The 21404-nt window shown below is 52.7% G+C and carries 27 protein-coding genes and 1 tRNA gene; 18 read left to right on the plus strand and 10 right to left on the minus strand.

Translation table 11 applies throughout. From position 1 onward, the window contains the following. Positions 1 to 98: 98 nt before the first annotated feature. Together NVIE_RS16020 and NVIE_RS01680 are read left to right on the plus strand one after the other, a co-directional pair. Entirely contained in the window at positions 99 to 1388 is a 1290-nt protein-coding gene (locus tag NVIE_RS16020) for a cupredoxin domain-containing protein (protein ID WP_075053733.1), read from the plus strand. Positions 1389 to 1414: 26 nt separating this feature from the next. Further along, entirely contained in the window at positions 1415 to 1798 is a 384-nt protein-coding gene (locus NVIE_RS01680; protein WP_227717531.1) for a Mov34/MPN/PAD-1 family protein, read from the plus strand. Positions 1799 to 1815: 17 nt separating this feature from the next. Here the strand turns inward: NVIE_RS01680 and aspS are convergent, their stop codons facing one another. Next, positions 1816 to 3111 (minus strand): aspartate--tRNA(Asn) ligase, encoded by a 1296-nt coding sequence (gene aspS, locus NVIE_RS01685; RefSeq protein WP_075053735.1) that lies wholly within the window; start codon positions 3109 to 3111, stop codon positions 1816 to 1818. 8 nt (positions 3112 to 3119) lie between these two features. Further along, positions 3120 to 3629: a hypothetical protein gene (locus tag NVIE_RS01690; protein WP_075053736.1), complete on the minus strand. Its 510-nt coding sequence runs from the start codon at positions 3627 to 3629 to the stop codon at positions 3120 to 3122. Positions 3630 to 3934: 305 nt separating this feature from the next. Here NVIE_RS01690 and NVIE_RS01695 point away from each other — a divergent pair, with 305 nt between their 5' ends. The 4 genes from NVIE_RS01695 to artG all read left to right on the plus strand — a co-directional run bounded on the left by NVIE_RS01695 (position 3935) and on the right by artG (position 8061). Continuing rightward, positions 3935 to 4213, plus strand: a complete 279-nt coding sequence (locus tag NVIE_RS01695; RefSeq protein ID WP_084790564.1) for a hypothetical protein — start codon at positions 3935 to 3937, stop codon at positions 4211 to 4213. A gap of 67 nt (positions 4214 to 4280) precedes the next feature. Further along, positions 4281 to 5273: an ABC transporter ATP-binding protein gene (locus NVIE_RS01700; RefSeq protein WP_075053738.1), complete on the plus strand. Its 993-nt coding sequence runs from the start codon at positions 4281 to 4283 to the stop codon at positions 5271 to 5273. Positions 5274 to 5289: 16 nt separating this feature from the next. Beyond that, positions 5290 to 6996, plus strand: a complete 1707-nt coding sequence (locus NVIE_RS01705; RefSeq protein ID WP_075053739.1) for a helicase C-terminal domain-containing protein — start codon at positions 5290 to 5292, stop codon at positions 6994 to 6996. Positions 6997 to 7032: 36 nt separating this feature from the next. Further along, positions 7033 to 8061 (plus strand): thaumarchaeosortase, encoded by a 1029-nt coding sequence (gene artG / locus NVIE_RS01710; RefSeq protein ID WP_227717432.1) that lies wholly within the window; start codon positions 7033 to 7035, stop codon positions 8059 to 8061. Here artG and dinB read toward each other — a convergent pair. Together dinB and NVIE_RS01720 are read right to left on the minus strand one after the other, a co-directional pair. Continuing rightward, the gene (dinB, locus tag NVIE_RS01715) at positions 8039 to 9166 is read right to left on the minus strand and encodes a DNA polymerase IV (protein WP_227717433.1); all 1128 of its coding nucleotides are present in this window, start codon (positions 9164 to 9166) and stop codon (positions 8039 to 8041) included. The two genes, artG and dinB, sit on opposite strands and share 23 nt — an antisense overlap. Positions 9167 to 9202: 36 nt before the next feature. Continuing rightward, a complete protein-coding gene (locus NVIE_RS01720) occupies positions 9203 to 10411 on the minus strand; it encodes a phosphoglycerate kinase (RefSeq protein WP_075053740.1) in 1209 nt (402 codons plus the stop codon). 105 nt (positions 10412 to 10516) lie between these two features. Between NVIE_RS01720 and NVIE_RS01725 the strand changes: the two genes are divergently transcribed. Beyond that, the gene (locus tag NVIE_RS01725; RefSeq protein ID WP_075053741.1) at positions 10517 to 11128 is read left to right on the plus strand and encodes a DUF929 family protein; all 612 of its coding nucleotides are present in this window, start codon (positions 10517 to 10519) and stop codon (positions 11126 to 11128) included. Between the two features lie 31 nt (positions 11129 to 11159). On the opposite strand, the gene NVIE_RS01730 is transcribed toward NVIE_RS01725, so the two are convergent. Then, a complete protein-coding gene (locus NVIE_RS01730; protein ID WP_075053742.1) occupies positions 11160 to 11678 on the minus strand; it encodes a 50S ribosomal protein L16 in 519 nt (172 codons plus the stop codon). Between the two features lie 58 nt (positions 11679 to 11736). Here NVIE_RS01730 and endA point away from each other — a divergent pair, with 58 nt between their 5' ends. From endA to NVIE_RS01755, 7 genes are all read left to right on the plus strand, one after another. Then, positions 11737 to 12363: a tRNA-intron lyase gene (gene endA, locus NVIE_RS01735; protein WP_084790565.1), complete on the plus strand. Its 627-nt coding sequence runs from the start codon at positions 11737 to 11739 to the stop codon at positions 12361 to 12363. Further along, positions 12363 to 12548 carry a hypothetical protein gene (locus tag NVIE_RS01740; RefSeq protein WP_227717434.1) on the plus strand — a complete coding sequence of 62 codons (186 nt, stop codon included), beginning with the start codon at positions 12363 to 12365 and terminating at the stop codon, positions 12546 to 12548. Before endA ends, NVIE_RS01740 begins: the two co-directional genes overlap by 1 nt. 32 nt (positions 12549 to 12580) lie before the next feature. Continuing rightward, positions 12581 to 12952, plus strand: a complete 372-nt coding sequence (locus tag NVIE_RS01745) for a DUF6659 family protein (protein ID WP_075053743.1) — start codon at positions 12581 to 12583, stop codon at positions 12950 to 12952. Between the two features lie 27 nt (positions 12953 to 12979). Further along, positions 12980 to 13153, plus strand: a complete 174-nt coding sequence (locus tag NVIE_RS15120; protein WP_158435035.1) for a hypothetical protein — start codon at positions 12980 to 12982, stop codon at positions 13151 to 13153. A 234-nt stretch (positions 13154 to 13387) separates the two neighbouring features. Next, positions 13388 to 13639: a hypothetical protein gene (locus NVIE_RS01750; RefSeq protein WP_075053744.1), complete on the plus strand. Its 252-nt coding sequence runs from the start codon at positions 13388 to 13390 to the stop codon at positions 13637 to 13639. Between the two features lie 79 nt (positions 13640 to 13718). Continuing rightward, positions 13719 to 13898: a hypothetical protein gene (locus NVIE_RS14695; RefSeq protein ID WP_144239408.1), complete on the plus strand. Its 180-nt coding sequence runs from the start codon at positions 13719 to 13721 to the stop codon at positions 13896 to 13898. Positions 13899 to 13968: 70 nt separating this feature from the next. Then, positions 13969 to 14325 carry a hypothetical protein gene (locus NVIE_RS01755; protein ID WP_075053745.1) on the plus strand — a complete coding sequence of 119 codons (357 nt, stop codon included), beginning with the start codon at positions 13969 to 13971 and terminating at the stop codon, positions 14323 to 14325. A gap of 647 nt (positions 14326 to 14972) precedes the next feature. Here the strand turns inward: NVIE_RS01755 and NVIE_RS01765 are convergent. Continuing rightward, complete coding sequence (locus tag NVIE_RS01765; RefSeq protein ID WP_075053747.1) at positions 14973 to 15386, minus strand: TRAM domain-containing protein; 414 nt, start codon at positions 15384 to 15386, stop codon at positions 14973 to 14975. 411 nt (positions 15387 to 15797) lie between these two features. Between NVIE_RS01765 and NVIE_RS15125 the strand changes: the two genes are divergently transcribed. Together NVIE_RS15125 and NVIE_RS14700 are read left to right on the plus strand one after the other, a co-directional pair. Continuing rightward, the gene (locus tag NVIE_RS15125) at positions 15798 to 15956 is read left to right on the plus strand and encodes a hypothetical protein (protein ID WP_158435036.1); all 159 of its coding nucleotides are present in this window, start codon (positions 15798 to 15800) and stop codon (positions 15954 to 15956) included. A 285-nt stretch (positions 15957 to 16241) separates the two neighbouring features. After that, positions 16242 to 16640: a hypothetical protein gene (locus NVIE_RS14700; RefSeq protein ID WP_144239409.1), complete on the plus strand. Its 399-nt coding sequence runs from the start codon at positions 16242 to 16244 to the stop codon at positions 16638 to 16640. Here NVIE_RS14700 and NVIE_RS01770 read toward each other — a convergent pair. Together NVIE_RS01770 and NVIE_RS01775 are read right to left on the minus strand one after the other, a co-directional pair. Further along, positions 16611 to 17057: a CBS domain-containing protein gene (locus NVIE_RS01770; RefSeq protein WP_075053748.1), complete on the minus strand. Its 447-nt coding sequence runs from the start codon at positions 17055 to 17057 to the stop codon at positions 16611 to 16613. The two genes, NVIE_RS14700 and NVIE_RS01770, sit on opposite strands and share 30 nt — an antisense overlap. An 861-nt stretch (positions 17058 to 17918) precedes the next feature. Continuing rightward, positions 17919 to 17994 (minus strand) — tRNA-Glu (locus NVIE_RS01775). A 122-nt stretch (positions 17995 to 18116) separates the two neighbouring features. On the opposite strand from NVIE_RS01775, the gene NVIE_RS01780 reads away from it, so the two are divergent. Continuing rightward, the gene (locus NVIE_RS01780; protein WP_158435037.1) at positions 18117 to 19490 is read left to right on the plus strand and encodes a zinc ribbon domain-containing protein; all 1374 of its coding nucleotides are present in this window, start codon (positions 18117 to 18119) and stop codon (positions 19488 to 19490) included. 44 nt (positions 19491 to 19534) lie between these two features. Beyond that, positions 19535 to 20656, plus strand: a complete 1122-nt coding sequence (locus NVIE_RS01785; protein ID WP_075053750.1) for an OBG GTPase family GTP-binding protein — start codon at positions 19535 to 19537, stop codon at positions 20654 to 20656. On the opposite strand, the gene NVIE_RS01790 is transcribed toward NVIE_RS01785, so the two are convergent. Both NVIE_RS01790 and NVIE_RS01795 read right to left on the minus strand, forming a co-directional pair. After that, positions 20653 to 21057, minus strand: a complete 405-nt coding sequence (locus tag NVIE_RS01790) for a cupredoxin domain-containing protein (RefSeq protein ID WP_075053751.1) — start codon at positions 21055 to 21057, stop codon at positions 20653 to 20655. The two genes, NVIE_RS01785 and NVIE_RS01790, sit on opposite strands and share 4 nt — an antisense overlap. Positions 21058 to 21148: 91 nt before the next feature. Beyond that, entirely contained in the window at positions 21149 to 21394 is a 246-nt protein-coding gene (locus NVIE_RS01795; protein ID WP_075053752.1) for a TRAM domain-containing protein, read from the minus strand. Positions 21395 to 21404: the final 10 nt, after the last annotated feature.

Consider the following 21404-nt stretch of genomic DNA (forward strand, 5'->3'; position numbering starts at 1 on the left):
AGCAAGTCCTGCAAAACGCGGACATTAAGGCGCGCAGTCAACAATTTTAGAGGTGCAGAAAAGATTAATTATGCCAAAAATGCCCACCATAACCAAACATGACTGACTGGGACCTGCTGACACCCGGTATTGGTCTTACGTCCATCGGCATTGTTGGCGTAGGCATATCGCTTTCTGGCATTGCCAAGACTTTCATCGACGGCATGCACGCAGTCTCCCTTCTTACCATGTTCATCGGGATGATATTTCTCGCCTCCGGGCTCTTCAAGGACGGCTTTCCATCGACCGGCAGGGCCAAGTCCGCGACGTTTATCACGCTTGGCTTTCTAGTGACCTTTGGTGTCGCCGCCGCAGTAACTGTGAGCGTCCAGGTCCCGACAATCTTTGCGTACATTGGCCTCATGGCCATGATTGGAATACCCGGGGCAGTCCTTGCCGTCACGTCGTTCAGAAAGCCACAGTACGTCAAGGCTATGGGCGTGATATTCATCGCAGGAGCCGCGGTAGGAGGCATTACGTTCTACGCGTTTGGCCTCGTGACGCCCAAGCCTCCTCAACCCGCTGAGGAAGAGCAGCCTGCCGCTCCTGCGGCGCCGGCGGCCCCGCCGGCAAACGTCATCAAGGCAAGCATTCCTGCAGGCGCCTCCGCGCAGGGCAACCCTAGCTATGATCCTGACCCGCTGAGCGTTGCCAAGGGCGACGGCGTAGAGTGGACCAACAACGACAACGTGCCGCATACCGTCACGAGCAAGGCTGACAATGGCGAGATGTTCAACTCTAACATTATCGCTGCAAGCAAGACCTACCTTCTCAACACCGCCGACATTGCAGAAGGCGATTATCAATACTATTGCACCCTGCACCCGTTCATGGAAGGCACGCTAAAGGTCGGAGCGGCCGGTACCTCTTCTGGCGCCGGCGCCCAAGGAAACGCGACTTCAAGCGGTACTAACGCAACGGCTGGTGGCGCGAACGCCGCTGCAAGCGGAGAAAATGCTACTGCAGCAGGAACAACGACCGCAAATGAGACAAACGCCACTACCGGATCTGCTCCTGGTGCGACCGCTGGTTCCCCAACAGCCGGGGCAACAGTCACCAAAGTTTCAATAGTTCTGGGCTCGTCTACTCCCACCAATGGCGAGTATTACGTACCTGCAGAAGTCAAAACGGCGGTAGGGAGCATGGTGACTTGGACCAACAACGACAACGTGCCGCACACCGTGACGTCGGGCAAGGTAATAGACAATACGCCTACTCCTGACAAGGTGTTTGATTCTGGCATTATGAATGCTGGCGCCAGCTATCCATACGTCTTTGAAAAGGCGGGCGCGTATGACTATTACTGCATGTTGCACCCGTACATGGTCGGCAAGGTAACGGTCAGCTGACAGACGCAGACGGCCCGCAAAAAAGCATAGCCCTTTCAGCAGCCCATCTTCAAGAGCTGGAGCAGCTTGCAAGGATGTCCATGCCAAACGAGTCGTGCGCCTTTCTTCTTGGCAGCGGGCAGGACAAGATTGTAATAGCCGAGATACTGCCGGTGAAAAACGCCCATGCGACGTACGCGTCGTTTGAGATACCGCCGGACGATCTACTAAAGGCCTACGATTATGCCGAGCGCGCCGGCCTGCAGGTTGCCGGCATATTCCACTCGCACCCGTCGTCGCCCTCGCCTTCCCGGACCGACGTGTGCTTTATGGAGATAAACCCTGTCGTGTGGGTCATCTACTCGACCACTGAGGGCAGGTTTGCCGCATGGGTGTTTGAGGAAAGTGTCCGAGAAGTGGATATGGTGTAAAAAGAAAGAAAGGAAGACTAGGGCGTCAGCCTGTCAGTGTCCCTTGGGTAAAGGACCACGTCGCGCACGTTCTGCGAGCCTGTCAGCACCATCATCAGCCTGTCGTAGCCAAGGCCCCACCCAGAGTGCGGGGGCATGCCCCAGTCAAACGCCTTGAGGTGCTCGGAAAAGCTTGCTGGGTTCAGGCCCTGCTCGACAAGCCTGCTTCTCAGGCGCTCGGGGTCGTGCAGCCTGCGGCCGCCTGACACGAGTTCAAGGTAGCCGTGCTGCAGGTCAAACGACTTGGACAGCTTTTCGTTGCCTTCTTTTTCGTGGATGTAGAACGGCTTTAGTTTCAGTGGCCAGTCCATGATGAAATAGAATCCCCTGTGCATCTCGCCCAGCTTGCGGAGCGCCGCGTCCGACAGGTCGTCGCCAAACGAGAGCTTTTCACCTTCCTTGACCAGCTCGTCAAGGCACTGCTCGTACGTGAGCCTGTCTATCTTTTTGTTGCTGCCAAACGGGATCTCTTGTACGCCTGCCGCTGCAAGTTCTACCCTGTGGTTCTCGTTAAAGTCGCGGATCACGTTTCCCACCACCTTTTCCACAAGGTCCATCACATCCTCGTAGTCGAGAAACGCCGCCTCGACGTCGATGCTTGTAAACTCGGTCAGGTGCCTGACTGTGTGCGAGTTTTCAGCCCGGAAATAGGGGCCTATCTCAAAAACTCTGTCAAGACCCAGCGTTAACTGTTCCTTGTAAAGCTGCGGGCTCTGGGCCAGGTACGCCTTGCGCTTAAAGTAGTCAAACCCAAAGAGGTTTGCGCCTCCCTCACTTGCGCTCCCGATTATCTTGGGGGTGTTGACTTCGACAAAGCCCTCTCCTCTCAGGGTGTCCCTTACTACCTTGAGGCCCGCAGAGCGCAGGTGGAATATCGCTGCAGTTTTTGGGTTTCTCAGGTCAAGCGCCCTTGCGTCAAGCCTCTTGTCCGGAGCCGACTCTACCCTGCCCGTCGGGTCGATTGGAAGCGGGTGGACCGCTTTTGTAAGTATCGCAAACTCTGCTACCTTGACTTCTACCGGGAAATCCTTGGCCTTGCTCTTTTGCACGGTTCCGGCAATAATAACCGCGCTCTGCCGCGGAGCCTGCACGGCCGCCTGCACGTTGTCGCCTGTCACTATCGCCTGGCAGGCGCCGGTGACGTCACGGATCGTCACAAACGCGAGCTTGCCAATGTCGCGCACGTCCTCTATCCAGCCTCCTATCCTCACCTGCTTGCCTACTAGGTCCTCGCCAAGCTGGCGTGCGTAATGCGTTCTGTGTATGTCAACCATGGCCTTATCTATCTCTGCTCAAACTCTACTAAAAGTTCAATGTTTCTGACGGCCTTGGCTATCTTTCGAACCTTTTCAACATTGATCTTTTGGTTGCTGCTGCTTCTGCCTGCCACCACGGCCTTGGTCAGCTTGTTGCCGTCTGGAAGGTAGAACTGGTTTACCGAGAGCACTCTTGCAGGGTAGAACAGGCTCTCTACAAGCCCGCGCTCTGACGCCTCTGACTCGACGTAGTGCACCTTGTGCCCGAATTCTTTTTCTATCCTTTCTGCAAGCGACGGGTTGGCCCTGACCGACATCACGTCCTGCCCTCTCAGGACAAGGACATAATCATCGTCCACTCTTGCGCCTCTGGCCAGCGTGAACCTGTCGATGTCCTGATTCTTGTTGGCCACCCTTGTTAATGTTACCGCAGCGTCTACATCGTCCTGTGTAATGCTGCCTGCATGCAACTTTTCATCGCATCTGGCGCACAGGACGCCGCTTTTTGCGTCAAAGGGGCAGATAGGAGTCTTCAATGAGGCGGAACTTGCATAATGGCAAGCGCCGGTTATATAACCGCTCGGGGCGCAATGCACCCTTTTGGCAGTCATTGAGATACTGAAAAGTCAAGGGTACAAGGATGAATATCTGCTCGATTAAATATTATGAAGATGTTTGGGCATATTTCTGAGAATTATTGATTCCAAATAAACGATTCTCAAAATACTAAAAACGTTATTAGGATGGGATTGTAATTATTGATTGCCATATGTCATATCAAAAGATCCATCACGATGTTATGAGTCTCGACCCAAAAATCAGGCTAGTCACGATTTGTGACATGGACGGCAAGATCCTATTCTCTGACCATAGGTCAGGTGTACAAAATCTTCTTACGCCAGAAGAGAGCAGAAAATCACTCGATCTGGCTATCAAAGCATGGAAAACGCGCAGCGAGCTTGCACCAAAAATAGGAAAGGGAAAGTACGTATTGGCAGAATACGAAAAAATCAAGCGCATCACAATGCCGCTTGACGATAATCATCTGCTGTACGTGACTACAGAGGTTGATGCCGATCATTCAAAAATAATCGACTCGATAAGCAAGCTCAGAAAGTAGTAAGCGATCTGTTATATTTTTCCAGCTTCAATACCCTCTTATACCGTGTGAGGCGCTTTTACGCTATATGCCCTCTACTGCCGGGGACTCGAACAAGAAACTTGCCGTCAGGGGCCTTTCCGCATACTACCTGACAGAGAGGGGCCCGGTCAAGGCAGTCGACGCAGTCAACTTTGCGCTTTCAGAGAGCGAGTCGCTTGGCATAGTGGGCGAGTCTGCGTGCGGCAAGAGCACGCTTGGGTCCGCGCTCATGCGCTCTATGCAGCCTCCCGGCAAGATTGTAGGGGGAGCAATCGTCCTTGGCGGTGACGATATCGTCAAGATGTCAGACCGCGAATTTGGGAAAAAGGTCCGCTGGAAGAAAATAGCCATGGTTTTCCAGGGTGCCATGAACGCGCTTGACCCCGTCTACACCGTGGGCAGCCAGCTCAAAGAGATTCTGGAAGAGCACGGCTTTGAGGGAGATGTTGACGCCAAGGTTTTAGAGTCGCTAAAGCAGGTGGGTCTGGCGCCCGCAGTTGCATCGCGCTATCCACATGAGCTGTCCGGCGGCATGAAGCAGCGCGTGGTGATTGCGATGGCGCTTTTGCTAGAGCCTGACCTGCTGATTGCAGACGAGCCGACCACCGCGCTTGACGTGCTTGTGCAGTCGCAGATCATTGCGCTATTGAAAAAGCTGCACAGGGAAAAAGGGGTCACGGTGATCCTTATCAGCCACGACCTTGCCCTCGTGTCGCAAGTTGCAGACAAGATAGGGATAATGTACGCCGGCCAGCTGGTCGAGATCGGCTCGACGCAAGACATTTACAAAAACCCCAAGCACCCGTACACTCAGGCGCTGATAGCTGCGGTGCCAAGACTGCATTCGGGCGAGAAAAAGATCCGCTTTATACCCGGCAGCCCGCCCAGCCTGCTTGACCCGCCGGCCGGCTGCAGGTTCTACCCCCGCTGCCCGCACGCAATGGAGGTGTGCAAGCAGGACCCTCCAGAGTTTGAGACAGACACCGGCTATGTCAGATGCTGGCTCTACGACCCAACCTTAAAAAGTATGTCGCACTGAGAGCAGGTGCCCCGCTGTGTCAATCCTGTCATACTTTCCGCTAGGCCAGATGCGCGAAAAGCAGCGCTCCGTGCTTCTGGAGATAGAGTCAGCCCTAAAGTCCGGATACAAGAACATCTTTCTTGAGGCGCCCACCGGCTTTGGCAAGACGCCGGTGGCGATCACGATCGCAAGGTACCTCGGAAGCTCGCACATATGCACCGCTACAAAGGACCTCCAGGCCCAGTACAAGCGCGACTTTCCGTTCATCTTTGAGGTAAAGGGGCGTGCCAATTTCCCGTGCATCGTCAAGGAGGACATGGGCCTTGCAGAGAACTGCGACTATGGCCCCTGTGTACAGGACGACTCGTACGACTGTGCGTACAAGACGCGGCTTTTGGACTACAAGGTCGCCGGGGAGGGGACGGCCGGCGAGCAGGTCAGGCTGGACCCGCTCGCCGAAAAGACGTACATTGACAAGCTGAAAAAGCAGTCCAAGATTGTGGAACTCGAATGGCGGCCGTGCCACTACTTCCACCAGCGGTGGATTGGCGCAAAGGCAAGCCACACAGTCTACAACTACCGCTACTTTCTGTCCGACATTTTCTACACCGGGACCACGCAAAAGCGCAAGCTCTTGGTGATGGACGAGGCGCACCAGATAGAGTCTGAGGTAGGCGACTTTCGCAGTTTCACCATCCACAAGAACGCGCTGCGCTTCCTCCCCCGGGTGCAGATGCCGGAGAAAAACGTCGAGGACGTCGAGCCGTGGATGGAGTTCTGCTCGTCCCTTAAGGACAAGATGCTAAAATTCATCGAACAGGCGACAGACGCCATCGAGCGGGGCAAGGTCGCCGAGCCGTACACCGAGCGCAACCTGATAGAAGCGATATCAAAGGAGAAGAACCTTGAAGCGCTGCTGTTCGACATGCGCTCAAACAAAAAGAACTGGATAGTGTCAAGCATCCAGCGCGACGCGCAGAACCAGCTGACGCGTGCCACGCTGACCCCACTTGAAACCTCCGGCTACTTTGGCGACATACTCGACAAGGGGACGATAAACCTGTTCATGAGCGCGACCATACTCTCAAAAGACTATTTGTGCAAGGTCTCCGGGCTAAAGCCGGATCATGTCAAGTTCGTCCAGGTACGCGACTCGGACTTTCCAGTGAAAAACAGGCCGATACACCTGATGAACGTGGCGTGGCTCAACGCCCGGTCGATGCAGGAAAGCATGCCCAAAATCGCCAAGGCTGTAGACAACATCATGACGATACACAAGAACGAAAAGGGCATAATCCACACGACGTCGTATTCGCAGCTGCAGTACATCCGCGACAACATCAGTCGGGAAAACGCGTCGCGCCTGATAGAGACAGGCTCTGCCCTTGGCAGGGAGGAAGTGCTTGAAAAGCACTACAAGAGCACTAGGCCGACCGTGCTCATATCGCCTTCGCTGCATCTAGGAGTCGACTTGAAGGACGACCTGTCGCGGTTTCAGGTGATAACAAAGGTCCCCTACCCTGACCTGACAGACAGGAAGGTCTCTGCGATGAAGGACCGCGACCAGCGCTGGTACACGTGGTACACGGTGCTCCGACTGGCGCAGTCGTACGGCCGGTCGATAAGGAGCGCCGACGACTTTGCCACGACGTACATCCTCGATTCCAGCATCACGTTCCTGCTAAAGAACGCGCAGGACATGGTGCCAAAGTGGTTTATGGAAGCTGTAAAGAACGCCTAGAACGTTTTTATGTTGTAGCGGCTCAAAAATAGCGGTTTGTCCGGCGACAGGGCCGCTCCGTCGAGCCAGCAGGCAGCAGCGCCTACGATATTTGGCATAAACGCCAGCGTAGCAGTAACCCTTGTCCTGATCTCGCCGATAATATTCACGCTCGTCCTTGACCCTGACTCGTTCAACCTCTCGTGGAACGAGGGCAGGGGAGGGTTCATCTTTGCAATGGCCTTTATCGCGGCCGAGCTTGTCGGCGTCAGGCAGCCGGTAAGCAATAAAAAATTTCTGGTAGTGGCCGGACTTGCCGCAATAACGATAGGCTATTTTGCAGCCCTTCCATACGGCCTGGATGATTCCATCCACGAAGCAGGCATTGCGTACAAGGTCTCGCTGATAAACAGCTGGGACTGGATGTGGGACTTTGTCGTGATGGCGCTCTTTGTCGGCGCTTCCCTTGCCGTGTTGTTTGGAAAGAGGTGGTACAAGATAGCGCCAGCGGGGGCGATATACCTTGCAGGAAGCGCAGTCATACTGTCGCTTGACGCGTTCTTTCCCTACGACACGCTTGGGCCGCTCCAGGTAATCGTGCCAGTTTACCTGCAAATAGACCAGGCAGTCATCAGGTTCATAGACACGAACATCATGGATATAGGCAAGGGAGTCGTCGCAACTGCGCATGACAACCTGCTTGTGCTAAACGGATTGCACGGGCCCTTTGCGCTAAAGGTGTTCTGGCCTTCGGCAGGCGTCCACAGCATGATAATCTATACGCTCGTGATGCTTGCGTTCCTGCTCAAGATGGAGATACCGCTAAAGCGCAAGCTCATCTACTTTGCGATAGGGACGTTTGGCACCGTCGCCGTGAACATTGTCCGCATAATATCGCTGACGATGTACGCGCTCATCGTGACCGTAAACCCAAAGGAATGGGAGGCGTTCCACTCTGTCGCCGGCGAGATAATGTTCCTGCCGTGGCTTGGCATCTACCTTGGAATCGTGATGTACACGGAGGGCAGGCGAATGCGCAGGATGCAGCAGGCAAGCAGCACTACTACTCCCCCTGCCTCGCCGTAAAATAGTCAAACAGCGTGTTCTGGCCAGAGCTGTCCTGAAAATCTGATATCCTCACGCCCAGCCTGCGCACGCTCCTCTTTTTCTCGCCCATTGCTTCGTCCAGCAGCGATCTTGCTGTAGAATGCAAGAGCTCAAAACTTGACGCGTGGGCCTTGAGCCCCCTTGACCTTGTGACGTTTTCAAGGTCATCGAGGACAAGGATTATCCCGACCGAACCAAACGCCACCTTTTTTTCAGTCGCGCTTTCATAGACGTCCCTGCATATCTCTTCAAGGTCGGCGTACATCTCTTCTGCGCTCTGCGCGTCCTTTTTCAGCGTGACGATGCGCATAATCTGCTGCCTGCGCTCGCCCTCCGCTGATTCCATGACGGGCTCGTCGTCGATTCCCTTTGCGGCATTGTGGATGTAGGTTGCAGTTTTCTTGCCAAACTCTTTTATCAGCCTGAAAAGGTCAAACGACGCAAGGTCGCCGGCAGTCTTTACTCCAAGCTCGGCAAGCCTGTCGCGCGTCTTGGGGCCAATCCCCGGTATTTTATCAACATCAAGCGCAGAGACAAACTGCAAGGCGTTTTCCGGCCGGACTACTGTCAGGCCGTCCGGCTTGTTGTAGTCGGATGCTATCTTGGCAAGCATCTTGTTCGGCGCAACGCCTACGGAGCATGTAAGTTTCGTGCGCTCTTGTACACGCTGCTTTACCGTGCGCGCAAGCGCTTCAGCGGCGTCAAACCTGCCATTGGCTCGCCCTGACACGTCGATAAAGCATTCGTCAATTCCTACATGCTCAAAAACATCAGCGTGCTCTTTAATCGCGGACATCGCGTTTTCAGATACCTGCCTGTAATAGCTTGCGTCAAGCGGCAGGAACAACGCATCGTCCACTCCTGCAAGTTTTGCCTTTGCGACTCTGATCGGGATGCCTGATTTTACTCCGTATTTTCTTGCGACATAGTTGGCGGTGCTCACCACGCCGCTGTCCTCGGTTCTGCCGGAAAAGACGCACACCAGCACCGGTCTTTGCCTTATCTCCGGCCTGCGGACCTCTTCACACTGGGCGAAAAAATAGTCAAAGTCGATGTGCATGACAACCCTATGCGGAGGCGCCAACAATGGCTGGTATTAGCGCGTCTGCGTAATTAACTGCTACTGGCCGTTCAGGACAGACACTCCGGGCATCTCGTCCCCTGCAAGGTAGCGCAGGGTCGCGCCGCCTCCGGTGGAGACGTGGCTCACCTCGTTTTCGGCGACACCGGATTTCTTCATGGCCTCGAGCGTGTCGCCTCCGCCAATGAGCGTCTTGGCGCCCCGCCAGTAGGCAAGCGCCATGCTCTTGGCAATGTTGACCGTGCCGTTTGCGAACGCCCTGACCTCGAACATGCCCATCGGGCCGTTCCAGAATATCATGCCTGCGCCGTTTGTGCCGCTCACTTCTGTGGAATAGCGCTCTATCGTCTCATTGCCAATGTCAAAGCCGGCCATGCCGTCGGGTATGTCGCCCTTGACCATGGTTATCGACGTGTCGGCCGGCGACATGGCCGCAACGTGGTCAGTGGGGAGCATTATCTTGTCGCCGTAGGACGCAAGGGCCTTTGACACCCACGGCAGGTGCTCGTTGTCGATGAGCGATTTTCCTGTCTTGAAGCCTTTTGCCTTCAGGAAAGTGTACGCCGCCGCCCCGCCGATTATCACCTTGTCCGACTTTAGGAGCAGGTGCTCCAGCGCTCCGATCTTGTCCTTTATCTTGACGCCTCCAACAACCACCTTGAATGGCCTTATCGGGTTGTCCTTCATCATCGACAGGTACTCGACTTCCTTTCTCAGGTTAAAGCCTGCAAGCCGCGCGTCGACGAGCGTGGCCATGCCGTAGGTGGAGGCGTGCTTTCTGTGCGACGTGCTGAATGCGTCGTTTATATAGATGTCTGCAAGGCTTGCCAGTTTCTTGCAGAATTCCGAGTCGTTGGTTTCTTCTTCCTTGTAAAAGCGCAGGTTCTCAAGGAGCAGTATGTCACCGTTGTTCATCTGGCTGATCTCGTTTTCAACTGCCTGGCCGACGCAGTCGTGTGCAAACCTGACCTTCATGCTGGACCTGCTGCCGACTATCTCTGACAGGCGCTTTGCCACCGGCGCAAGCGTGTAGTCAATGTCGCGGCCGTCGGGCCTGCCAAGGTGCGACGCAAGTATGACCTTTGCACCCCTCTTTGTGAGGTATTCTATCGTGGGTATCGTCATGCGGATGCGATAGTCCTCGCCCACGGTCCCATTGCTCACGCTGACGTTAAAATCGACCCTGACAAACACCCGTTTTCCGCTAAACTTCTTGTCGTCGAGATCGGTAAGGGTTCTGAGCGCCAATTGATGGGACAGCTAAAAGACAGGAGATTATTTACTTTTCCGAAAGAGACGCTAGAGTGAAAATCCTCAAAACACTTAATAAAATAATGGCGCCGCAAACCAAGCGTGAGTTTTGTTCCAAAAAGGGTTCTTGGCAAGTTCATGCACGTCACAGACCAGCCGCTAAAGAGGCCGGGCGGAAAATCACTGGTATATTTCATGGGCGCGGGCTTTTGCCCGTTCTGCGCAGCAGAACGCTGGGCCATAGTCAAGGCGCTGGAGCGCTTTGGGAAATGGGATGGAATAGCGGAGGACAAGAGTGCCGGCCACGACGAGAAATACCTCAACGTCCCGACGTTCAATCTGGCACGCGCAAAATACGAAAGCGACACGGTCGAGTTTGCCGGAAAGGAGACTGCCGACCGCAACTTTGAGCCGCTGCAAGAGCTTGACGACAAGGACTATGAGATTCTGGACATGTACAACCCTGACCAGATGATCCCGTTCCTGCTGATAGATGGCCAGTACATGCAAGTCGGCGCAGGCTATAGCCCTGAACTTATCCAGAACATGACCCACGACAAGGTCAGAGCAGAACTTGGCAACCCCAACTCTGCAATCGGCAAGGCAATCAACGCAGAGATTGACAACATTACTGCACTAATATGCAAGGCAACAGGCGGAAAGGGAAGCGCCTGCAACTCTGACAGCGTCAAGGCGCTGACTGCAAAATTATAAGAAGAGAAAAAGAGGGGAGGAGGAGTGTTTTTTATTCCTCTATCTTTGCGACCTGCGGCTTTAGCGCAGTGACACGCGTATAGGTCGGGCACCCGAGCTTGCTTGACGCAACCTTGAAGCCTTCCTTTGCCAGCGGGAGGTTTGCCGCAGTGACGTATGCCTCGAATATGACCTGATCCGGCTTGACTCTGGCCGCAAGGCCTGTTGCCTTGCCAAACGCGCGGCGCATTCCCTCCTGGAGACGGTCTGCGCCTGCCGTTGCGATCATCTTGTTCTCCCTGAGTATGACGTGGGGATAGACCCTCAGCATCGAGAAAAAGCTCATCTCACCTGCCGTTGCCATCCTCTTGTTTGCAGCCAGCCTGGCTGCCTCTAGGGCGTTGTGCCTGATCTGGATCTTTTCCGTGACGACGAGTTCCAGCTTGTAATCATAATCCTGGCTTGCCTGGCCGGATGCAAACCTTGCTATCTTGATCTGTGGCTTGCCAGCGATGTATTCGCGCCTTACATAAGGCATCCCGCGCGTCTCACGATAATTTACTCCCTTCATATCTCTATGCACTAAATTTGAATGCTTAAATGTGGAAGTCTGCTGTGATTTAATCGTTATGTCCTCTTCCCCTCCTACCTCTCCTGCACCGTTCCCGGAAAGGCAGCAGCAGACGGCATCGGCAGAGGAGGCGCAGCCTGCGGTGGTGGAGGCAAGGCTTGCCGGCGGGGGCAAGGTGCTGATAGACGAAACAAGGTCGCAGGACGAGCTTCGCACCCGAGGCTTTGGCGAGCGTGAAGGGCAGGAATACGTGCTAAAGCCGTACGAGGCGCTGTACCTCTTGCAGGCAAAGCGACTTGTGTTCGCCAGCAAAAAAGACGTCACTTTTGATTCACTCTTTGAACATTTGCTAAAGCACGACCGGAACATCATGACCAAGTTCCTCGTCTACCGCGACCTTAGGAGCCGGGGCTACGTCGCAAAAGAGGGCTTTGGCTTTGGCGATGATTTCCGCGTCTATGAAAGAGGCGAGTATGAAAAAAAGCCTGCCAAGTACGTGGTCTTTGGGATAAACGAAGGCGCAAACGTGACTGCAAGGAGCTTTGCGAGCGCCATCGAGCAGATTGAAAAGATGGGCAAGGAGGCGGTGGTGGCAGTTATTGAAAGGCGCGGCGAGGTAATCTACTACAAGGCATCCAAGATGCGCTTCTCGCAGAACAAGCACGACACTTTTCTAGTCCGGTGATGATGGCGGCGGCAACCCCCGACGAGCCAAAGTTCAAGGAGGTGTATTGCGCCGACTGCAAGATGGTCCTTGCAAGGTACTCTGTCAAGTATTTCACGGACGCAGACATCAACGAGCTTGTGCACGTCCACTACTCGGCGCACATCAAGGAAGGACACGCCATCGAGATCCGCATGTCCGTGTAAACGATTTATAGCCCTGCAGGCTTCTCTTGCCCATGCAACGTAACCTCTGCGAGAGGGTTATCAAGCTAGACAAGAACATACGCTTTGCAGGTATCGTCAACGCAAACGGCGAGGTCATCGAGGGCGGCTTCCAGCAGGGGATACAGCCGCTCCTGAACGGCCCTGCCGAGCAGCAGATGTACATACAGTCGCTCTCCAACGTCGTGACGCTCAAGCAGTACGCGGACAGGCTCGGCGCCTTCCGCTACAGCATAACAGAACACGACAAGGTCACGCTTCTCACCTTCCCGCTAGGCGACGGCATCCTGTGCGTCTCTGCCTCCTCGAAGGCAGACTCGGCAAAGATCAGGAACAAGGTATCGGCCCTCCTGAAGGAAAAACCAAGGCACAGCAAGAAGGTTTAATAGTGTAATGGCTAAAAGGTTAAATGCATGGTAGCCTCCTCCGAGGCAAGGTTGGCCAAGCGCTTTTGCGAGCACTGCTTTTACCGCGGCGATGAATCCGAGTTTCTCGCAGCAGCCGACTTTTGCATCGAGTGCATGAGCGTGCACGCGCACTGCCCCAAGTGCAAGTCCAGCTTCCACAGCGTCCACGTGGTCGAATAGTAATAATAATGATAAAAGATTTTTACACGGTTCTTTCCTTTGGTTAGCGTTGCAGGGTGATGACGAAGTGTACAGTCCCCCTATTATCTGCCTGCGTCGGCAGAAAAATGAAGAGAATTTACCGGACTGCCGAGCCTTGCAGCATCGTAGTACAGTTTAGAATCATCTAATAGATTTAGTATTGCTAAAATTCTTTCAGAACGACATTTATCTTATAGACGTATTTTTTACCTCATGAATATTGCCGATTCTGAGGTCTCGCAGGTAATTATAGCTCGAACATGCGGCTGCAAAGAACTTGGAAGAAAGGTCACGTACAATTTCGCAGATCCTTATCATGCCCTGTGCCTTGACAAGAAGGACATCATACTTGCGCAGCTACAAGCCTGCGAAATTCTGCTAAAATATGCTGGCGACGATCCCGACAGAAAGGTCGTAGAAAAGGAAATTGCCGAACTGCGCATGGCAATGGACCTCCTGACCTGAGCCGCAGGAGGATGATGGCGCAATTGTAACGTCGCAACAATTCCGAGAATATGAAAAGAAGATCCGCAAGGCCAGCTTTGTGTTATGCCCGTCGTGCTACTGGTGCGCGACATACTTCCTTGCCGATGACATGTTTCCGAAATGCCCTTCGTGCGGCAGCGTCGTTATTGACTCTATTCCGATTTCAGAAAGCGAATTTTACGATGTAAACGTGGCCGGGAACGGCAACGTGGAGTTGAGGTTCAGAAGGGGCGCCTGACGCTGCAAGTTCCACCTGTCGGAAAAGGGCTTTAACATTTTTAATTCACCAGCCCGTAGCCGTTTCTGTAGTGAAATACGACCAGCTGTGCGCCGAGCTTGCAGGTCTTGAAGAGAGCATAGTGGCGACCTTTGTGCTTTCAGACAAGGTCGCAGGAATGCACGTCAAGATGAACGTGCCAAAAATAAAGGAGGAAGACGCCCAGCTGCTTGCAGATCAGACTGCCACCGTGATAGGCATAACGCGCACAAACGAAAGGTTGTTTGGCAAGGTGGGCTTTTTGCTGGTGCACCACGAATTCGTGGACGGGATATTCTTCCCCGTGGACGACGACATAACGGTGCTGATTGGCCTCGTGCAGCCATATGATCAGGCCAAGGTTGTCGAAAAGGTGTGCAAAAAGATAGGCTCTGCCTTTCCACAGTGAAATTGTATTGCGCAAATCTCAAGATCTTCAAAACTGTGATGATGATGTGTTGGCGCATGTCAATACACGTGCTTAAAGCTAAATTGCGGAATTGCATTCTGCCTTTTGTGAAAAGGTGTCCCAAACACGGCAGAGGCAAGTACAGCAAGCAGTTTGATACCTATTACTGCTCCGAGTGCGACAGGTGGCTTGAGAAGAAATGTCCCACTCCCAAACTATGCCTGCTCTGTGCCAACAGGCCGCGCAAACCAAGTCTGGTCCAACGATAGCCACGCGCCTGTAGGACCTCTGCACGAGCCCTTTGCATCGGAATTGTTCTCATGTCTGGCCTTGCGGGATAGGCAAATATTCGGCTATTGTAGAAGTCAAATTGCGGGGTAGGCCTCGAGCACGCCTTTATACTCCAAATCCATGCGTAGACGTGCACACCAATTGTTTAACTACGGTCTACTCCGCGTCTTGTGTCGCGCCGATCCCAGCGACTGTGCTGCTATTCTGGACAGCCTGAAAAAAGCCGCAAGCATGATGAATGCGCTCAATGGCAAAGTTAGGTCGGGCCAGCGATCACATGCAGCAGATGTATTATTTGCTAGAACCAAGCTGGATAAAGATCCAGCAGGGTTGCCGATCTACTCTATCATTCTGTTCTAGCCTTGTGACTCGCCGCCGCTTTTGTGGTCCTGAAGGTTTGGTTTTTCTTCCTCACTAACTTGCGGGGCAACATCCTTTGGTTTTTCCTCCGTGGCTGGTGATGGCGATGACGATTGCGATGGCGCCTGTTGTTGTCCCTCGCTTACGATCTCTGCCGTGGCAAACCTCGCACCGACGTTGGTGATTCTTACCTTGGCCTTCTGTCCTACTTTTCCGCCCTTGACAAAGATCACAAACCCCTGAATCCTGGCAATCCCGTCTCCCTGCCTGCTGATCTCTGAGATTTGCACCTCGTATTCCTTGCCGGTCTCAACCGGTTTTGGGCCGCCGAATCCCCGGTCGCTTCCAAAACCCCTTCCTCCTCCGTAACCTCTACCTCCACCGTAATTGCTTCTTCCGCCGTATGACATTTTACAGAATCAAGTGCGCAACAGGCAATTTAAAGTGGATCGGTATTTGGTGGAGTTGATGCATTGAACATCACTTGGAGCCAGCATATGCTTGTGCATGTGCATGCTCTATGGGGTGGCAAACGGTAGTAGTGGTATCATCAGCTGCAGCAGTAATAATATAATAATCTGTATTTCGTCTGCCACGACAAATCCATTGCCTCTTTTACCCTGTAAAAATCGCATTTTTCTATGCGTAAGGAAAACATGCCCGTTTATCATATTCAAGTAAAAATTTGTGCTGTGTTATGTAATTTTCACATCCCTAGTCTGTGTCGTTTGAATCTAACCTTGGAGCCTCTTCTCCGCCAACAGACATTGTGACTATAAGTCATTTTAGAAAGGAAAGGGTAATTATTACAGGATACGCGTATGTTTGGATTTGGAATCCTTCTCATGGCTCTGGCTGACTTCATGGCCCGGCGAAAAAACAAGGAAAGGAGGCGGTGCGATATCTGCAGGCAGAAATTTGACACCTATGAAGCTGCTGAAGAGCACAGGAGAAAAGCACACGCGGATGTGGTGGTCTAGCTATACCGGCCTGCTTTTGCCGTGGCCGAGAGCTGCCATCAAGTTTAGAGATTTCTTCATATTATCATAAATATAGAATAATGTGTGAATAATACCTATAATGAGGGACGTCTATTATAGACTCCACCAGTTACTCGTGAAGTCTGGAACCTGACAGAAACTATCTGAAACGCTGCGAGGTTGTATCTATGCGTTCATTGGGTCCCGAAAGCCCGACTGGGGCAAGTAGGGCCTATTTCTTCACTTGTCTTCTTGTAGTGCGGAGGGTGGCGCCGTTAAATTCTCTTGTACATTATTGCCTCAAAAAGCGTCAGCCTTGAAAAAGCACAAGCAGTTGGTACAGAGGAGTTGGCTATAAGCAAGATTCTGGAAAACTGGTCCTGCCATTATTCTTTAGCCTTGCCATTTATGATGTCATGGCTTTTATCGTCATCCATGCCTTCTCTTCCATATGATAGCCGCATAAAACAGCTCCGTAACGACCTTAAAGCAAGTCGGAAAAGAGCTGTCATTGTAGGGCAGGTCAATGGGGTGGCGGATGGTGCCGTTGATTCCCTAACCTTGGAAAGAAGAAGTGTGAATGACTGTTGCTATTGCTACAGTAGTCCTTGTGGTCATCCAAACGGCACCATGCGCGCCTGCCATGCAATTGTGCTACTCGACCTGCGCAACCTTCCCAATTGAAACACTTTTTACGAGCATCTTCATGGTCAGCAAGCCTATGATGATGCCGCCGCCCTTTTTGTTTACGACAGGCAATCGGCTGATGTCATTTTCTTTTATGAGGGATAATGCTTGTTCCAAAGATGCCTCGGAGTCGACTGTGATCAATGGCGTGCTCATTATGTCTTTTAACATTACCTTGAATGGACCGCGGTTTTGCGCCACTATGCGATAGATGATGTCTCTTTCTGTAATGATGCCAACCGGAATGCGCGAGCGGGTCTCTGGATCGTTTCGGGTGACGATGATGGTGCACTCCTTTCTTTCGTACATTGTCTTTGCGGCATTTGCAACAAGGATATTTTCGTCTAGGCTGACGAAGGTCCTGTCTGCAACCTTGCCTGCCTTTAACCTGCCGACCCTTCCTGCATGTTCCATGTGCGTGTACCTGTATATTCATCACAGAATGGCATATCAAAGTAGCTGCAGCAGTATTGCCTGCCGGATGCAGAGAGTATAAAGTTCCTTAAAGCAAAAAGATCCCTGCTCTCCCTACTGCCAGAAACAGTTCGTACATACTGTATGACAAACATAGTAGAAAGTCATTAATAATTTGACTAGAAGTAGATTGGGGGCTGAAGCTTGCGACCGGGTTTCTTGGCCACCTCTAATCCAGTCATGCCAAGCTCTCAGATACAGGGCTCGTTGTCGGTCGTAGGATTTGTCCATCCTGCCTTCAGCCCCCGCTTTCTTCAACGAAACGCCGGGCATGCGATAACCGGACTCTCGACAACCTTCGACTGCCGAAAAAGCATATTCTTCTTCTGCCGAAGAGAGAGAGTACGCAAATTACGACGATCTATCAATCATGTCGGTCTCTTTGGAACTGCAATTAGGACAAACTTCGTGTTCGTTGTCTGTTTTGGTGACGTTACGAGCCTTGCTCCAGAAAACTATCCCACATCGTCTGCACCCTACCAATTCGCTTTGGCGAATCATGACACTATATGGTGTAATAGCCGACCATCTGCTATAAAGCGTGCTGGTGAAAAAGTAGGGGGCCCTACTTTGCCCATCCCTGGCTTTCGGGCCCATTATCACGTTGGCCAATCCAGGGCAGGTGGTTGGCTTGAAGATAACTCTTTCAACCTGCAGTTATATCGTGGCGAGCACCCTTGGGAGAGGGAGAGCTAAACACAGGCGGCTATCGAGAGGTATTGGAGCTGCTGACTGTATCTGGCAAGGCTGGAAAACTGCGATCTTGGTTGTTACCGGAAAAATTGGCGCGTAAGACAAGAGTGCTCCGGCCGGGATTTGAACCCGGGATCTCCGCCTTGAGAGGGCGAAATGCTTAACCGGACTACACCACCGGAGCTTAGCCAAACTGCATTTCGCTCTTCATAAAAATGTAACTTTGCCGTGCAAAGCCCGAAAAGGAAATAATCTACAGCATATACAATCAATCCGGAAGATGCGTCGCTCTTGGAGGCCGTCTAATTGATAACCCTCGGTTCTATTGCTTTCTTCCAGTCGACAAAAGATGTGGTTTTTGACGCTCTCTTGATGTCTTGCAAGGAAATAGGCGCAGACATCGAGAGCGCAGACAGGACGACGTACAGGATAGACGGCAAGTCCGGCACGATGTGGCTCCAAAATCGCTTTTCATTCCGCTTTCATGCGCGACTTGCAGATAATAATGATGGTGGTCAGGGCGTGCGGCTGGAAATCTATGATTTCTCCCCGTTCCCTCCTGACAGACGCTTTATCGAAAAACTGCTGAAAAAGCTGGTCGACAAGATTCCGGGAAGCAAGTTCGAATACAGCCTTGACTGCGTAGAGCAACTGGACGACGCCCCTGTAACCCTGACAAAAAATGCAGCCGCACCTATTATTGTCAACAGGGGGCGGCTCATGGTGGATGCACACATGATCCCGACGTTTGAATACAACCTCAAGGGCGCAACAGGGGATAATGGGATGCATGGCGCAGACAAACTCGTCATAATGCCGCCAGAATGCGGAAACGTCCTGAACCTGTACAAGGACACATCTCTGGTTCTTGGCATTGCGATTAGCTCGATAGAAGAAATAACCCCTGTCATGGCAGAAAAGAAAGGTCTGCTTGGCAAAAAGGGCGATCTGGTGCTTGACATTATCTACAACGACGGCAGCGGCAGCGCGCACTCTGTTCGCATGGATGTAGACGACGAAAAAGGGGGCGAAATAGTCGAAAAGGTGAACAGGTTCAAGAAAACTGAAAAGGATCAGGATGTCTTTTATGATTTTGAATACCTTGAAAACGGGCAGTGGCTGCCTGACAGGCTCTATCCTGCCACGCCGTTTCTTGCCAAGTATGAAAAGCTGGTGTGGGTCACGCAAGACACTGCCGGCGTGTTCTCAAAACGCTACAAGTGGATCAAGGCCTTGACCAACATCCGGGCGTTTTATTACAATTTCGAGAGCCGCGCAGTCGACGCAATAACGCTCACTATAGTGCAGGATGTGATTGTGATGAACAAGAGAAAAGAGTCTGCATCGAGATCTTCCGGGACAATAACTCTGTATGAAAGGGGATCATATACGACGGGACAGTTTCGAAGCGCTCAGGATGCCACCACTGTCACCATTGGAGACGTGGCCTTTATGTACAACGGCGCCCCGCGGATAACCTTTGTAGGGGTGGAAGATCCAGACGCCCTTGCCGCGCTTGCGCGCAAAGCCATCGACAACTCGAAGGTCGTCTTTAGATTAAGACAACCTGCCGGCCAAAGCCCTGTCATGCCGCAGAGCATCGATGTTTGTCCAAAGTGCAATGCGCAAAACATGCCTGCCTCTAACTTTTGCAGCAAGTGCGGCATGCCACTTCTTTGACAATATTTTTATCGCCTCTCTGTCTATCCTTATTCTAGCAGCAGATGGGCATCCCTGAAAAGATCAAGGCCATACAGGACGAGATCCACAAGACCCAGATAAACAAGGCGACCGAGTTCCACGTCGGCCTCCTGAAGGCCAAGATCGCCAAGCTAAAGCGCGAGCAGGAGCAAAACATTCACGGCCGGACCTTGCATACGGGAGGCGAGAACGCCGGCTTTGACGTCCGAAAGGCAGGAGATGCCACCGTCGTCCTTATCGGGCTGCCAAGCGTCGGCAAGTCGACCCTGCTAAACAGGCTGACAAACGCCAAGTCTCGTGTCGCTTCGTACCAGTTCACGACGCTTACTGCTATACCCGGCATGATGGACTACAGGGGAGCGAAAATTCAGGTGCTCGACCTGCCTGGCATCATTGAAGGCGCTGCCGCCGGCAAGGGCTTTGGCCGGCGCGTCATCTCTGTCGCAAGGGGTGCGGACCTTGTGCTGCTCATCCTTGACGTCTTTCAGCCGCAGCACATCAGCCTGCTAAAAAGAGAGCTGGCAGAAGCCGGAATAAAACTGGACGAGCGCCCGCCAGACGTGGTCATTGAAAAGACCTCGACAGGTGGCTTATCAATCAACTGTCAGGTGCCGATCAAAATGGAGGAAAGGATGGTCAAGGAGATTGCCCGGGTTTATGGCATCCACAACGGCAGGATAATAATCCGAGAGCCGGGTCTCACCGACGATCAATTGATCGACGTATTGTCGGAAAACCGCGTATACATAAAGTCGCTTGTGCTCCTCAACAAGATAGACCTCGTGAATCAGGGGTTCATCAAGGAAGTCCAGTCACAGATAGGCAACAACTTTATCCCGATCTCCGCAGACGCCAGCGTCAACATCGACGCCGTCAAGGAGGCGATATACAACAAGCTCGACTTTATACGGATATACATGCGCCCCAAGGGCGGCGAGACTGACTACAAGGAGCCCATGATTATGCAGAACGGCTCGACCGTCCAGGACATCTGCAACAAGATTCACCGCAGCATGGCGCGTAACTTCAAGTACGGCATGGTGTGGGGCAAGTCCGCAAAATTCGCGGGCCAAAAGGTGGGACTTGACCATGTGATGTCCGACGAAGACGTGCTGACGATAGTGAAAAACCCTGGCGCCCTCTAGTTCGCTATTATCTTGCCCCGCATAGTCGGGTGATAGGAGCAAAAGTACTCGTACGTGCCGGGCTTGTACGCAACTATTGCTGCGTTAAAGTGCTGCTCTGTCTTTAGCGGCGCGGTCTCGAAGTTCAGGATGCCTCCTGTCTGGTCTTTTATCTGGAGGTCGTGTATGACGATGTCCTTGTTAACGACGACCAGTTTCTTTGGCACGTTTACCTGCACGGCAATGTCCGGGTTCGTGCCGTTGAAAGTGCTTCGCTCTGCTTGGAGCAGCACGCCTTCAACATGCGACACGTCTGCCTCCGGCGTCTCTTTTGTAAGGTTGCCTATGGCCCACAGGCTTCCTACTGCGATGCACGAGATTGCCACGATGGCAATGACGTTGCCGAGCAGGGACATCGGCATTGCTTGACGCAATTGACCTAAATTCGTTTGTTTGTTGCCAGAATGATGAGAAAAACAAAAAAAGAAACGATCTGCATTCGTAGAACGCAGTCTAGTTTGCCGGATTGTCGCTCGTAGCTGCGCCGTTGACGACTTCGGCAGTCGCGAACCTCGGTCCGATCTGCGTGACTCGGATCTTTGCGTTCTGACCTACCTTACCGTCTTTCACAAAGATGACAAAACCCTGTATCCTTGCGATTCCGTCTCCCTTGCGGGATATTTCCGTGATTTGAACATCGTATTCCTTGCCCGCTTCTACAGGCTTGGGACCGAAGTTATCTCTTCTTCCGTAACTCATACGTATGGAG

The sequence above is a fragment of the Nitrososphaera viennensis EN76 genome, assembly GCF_000698785.1.
In the GTDB taxonomy this organism is placed as follows: domain Archaea; phylum Thermoproteota; class Nitrososphaeria; order Nitrososphaerales; family Nitrososphaeraceae; genus Nitrososphaera; species Nitrososphaera viennensis.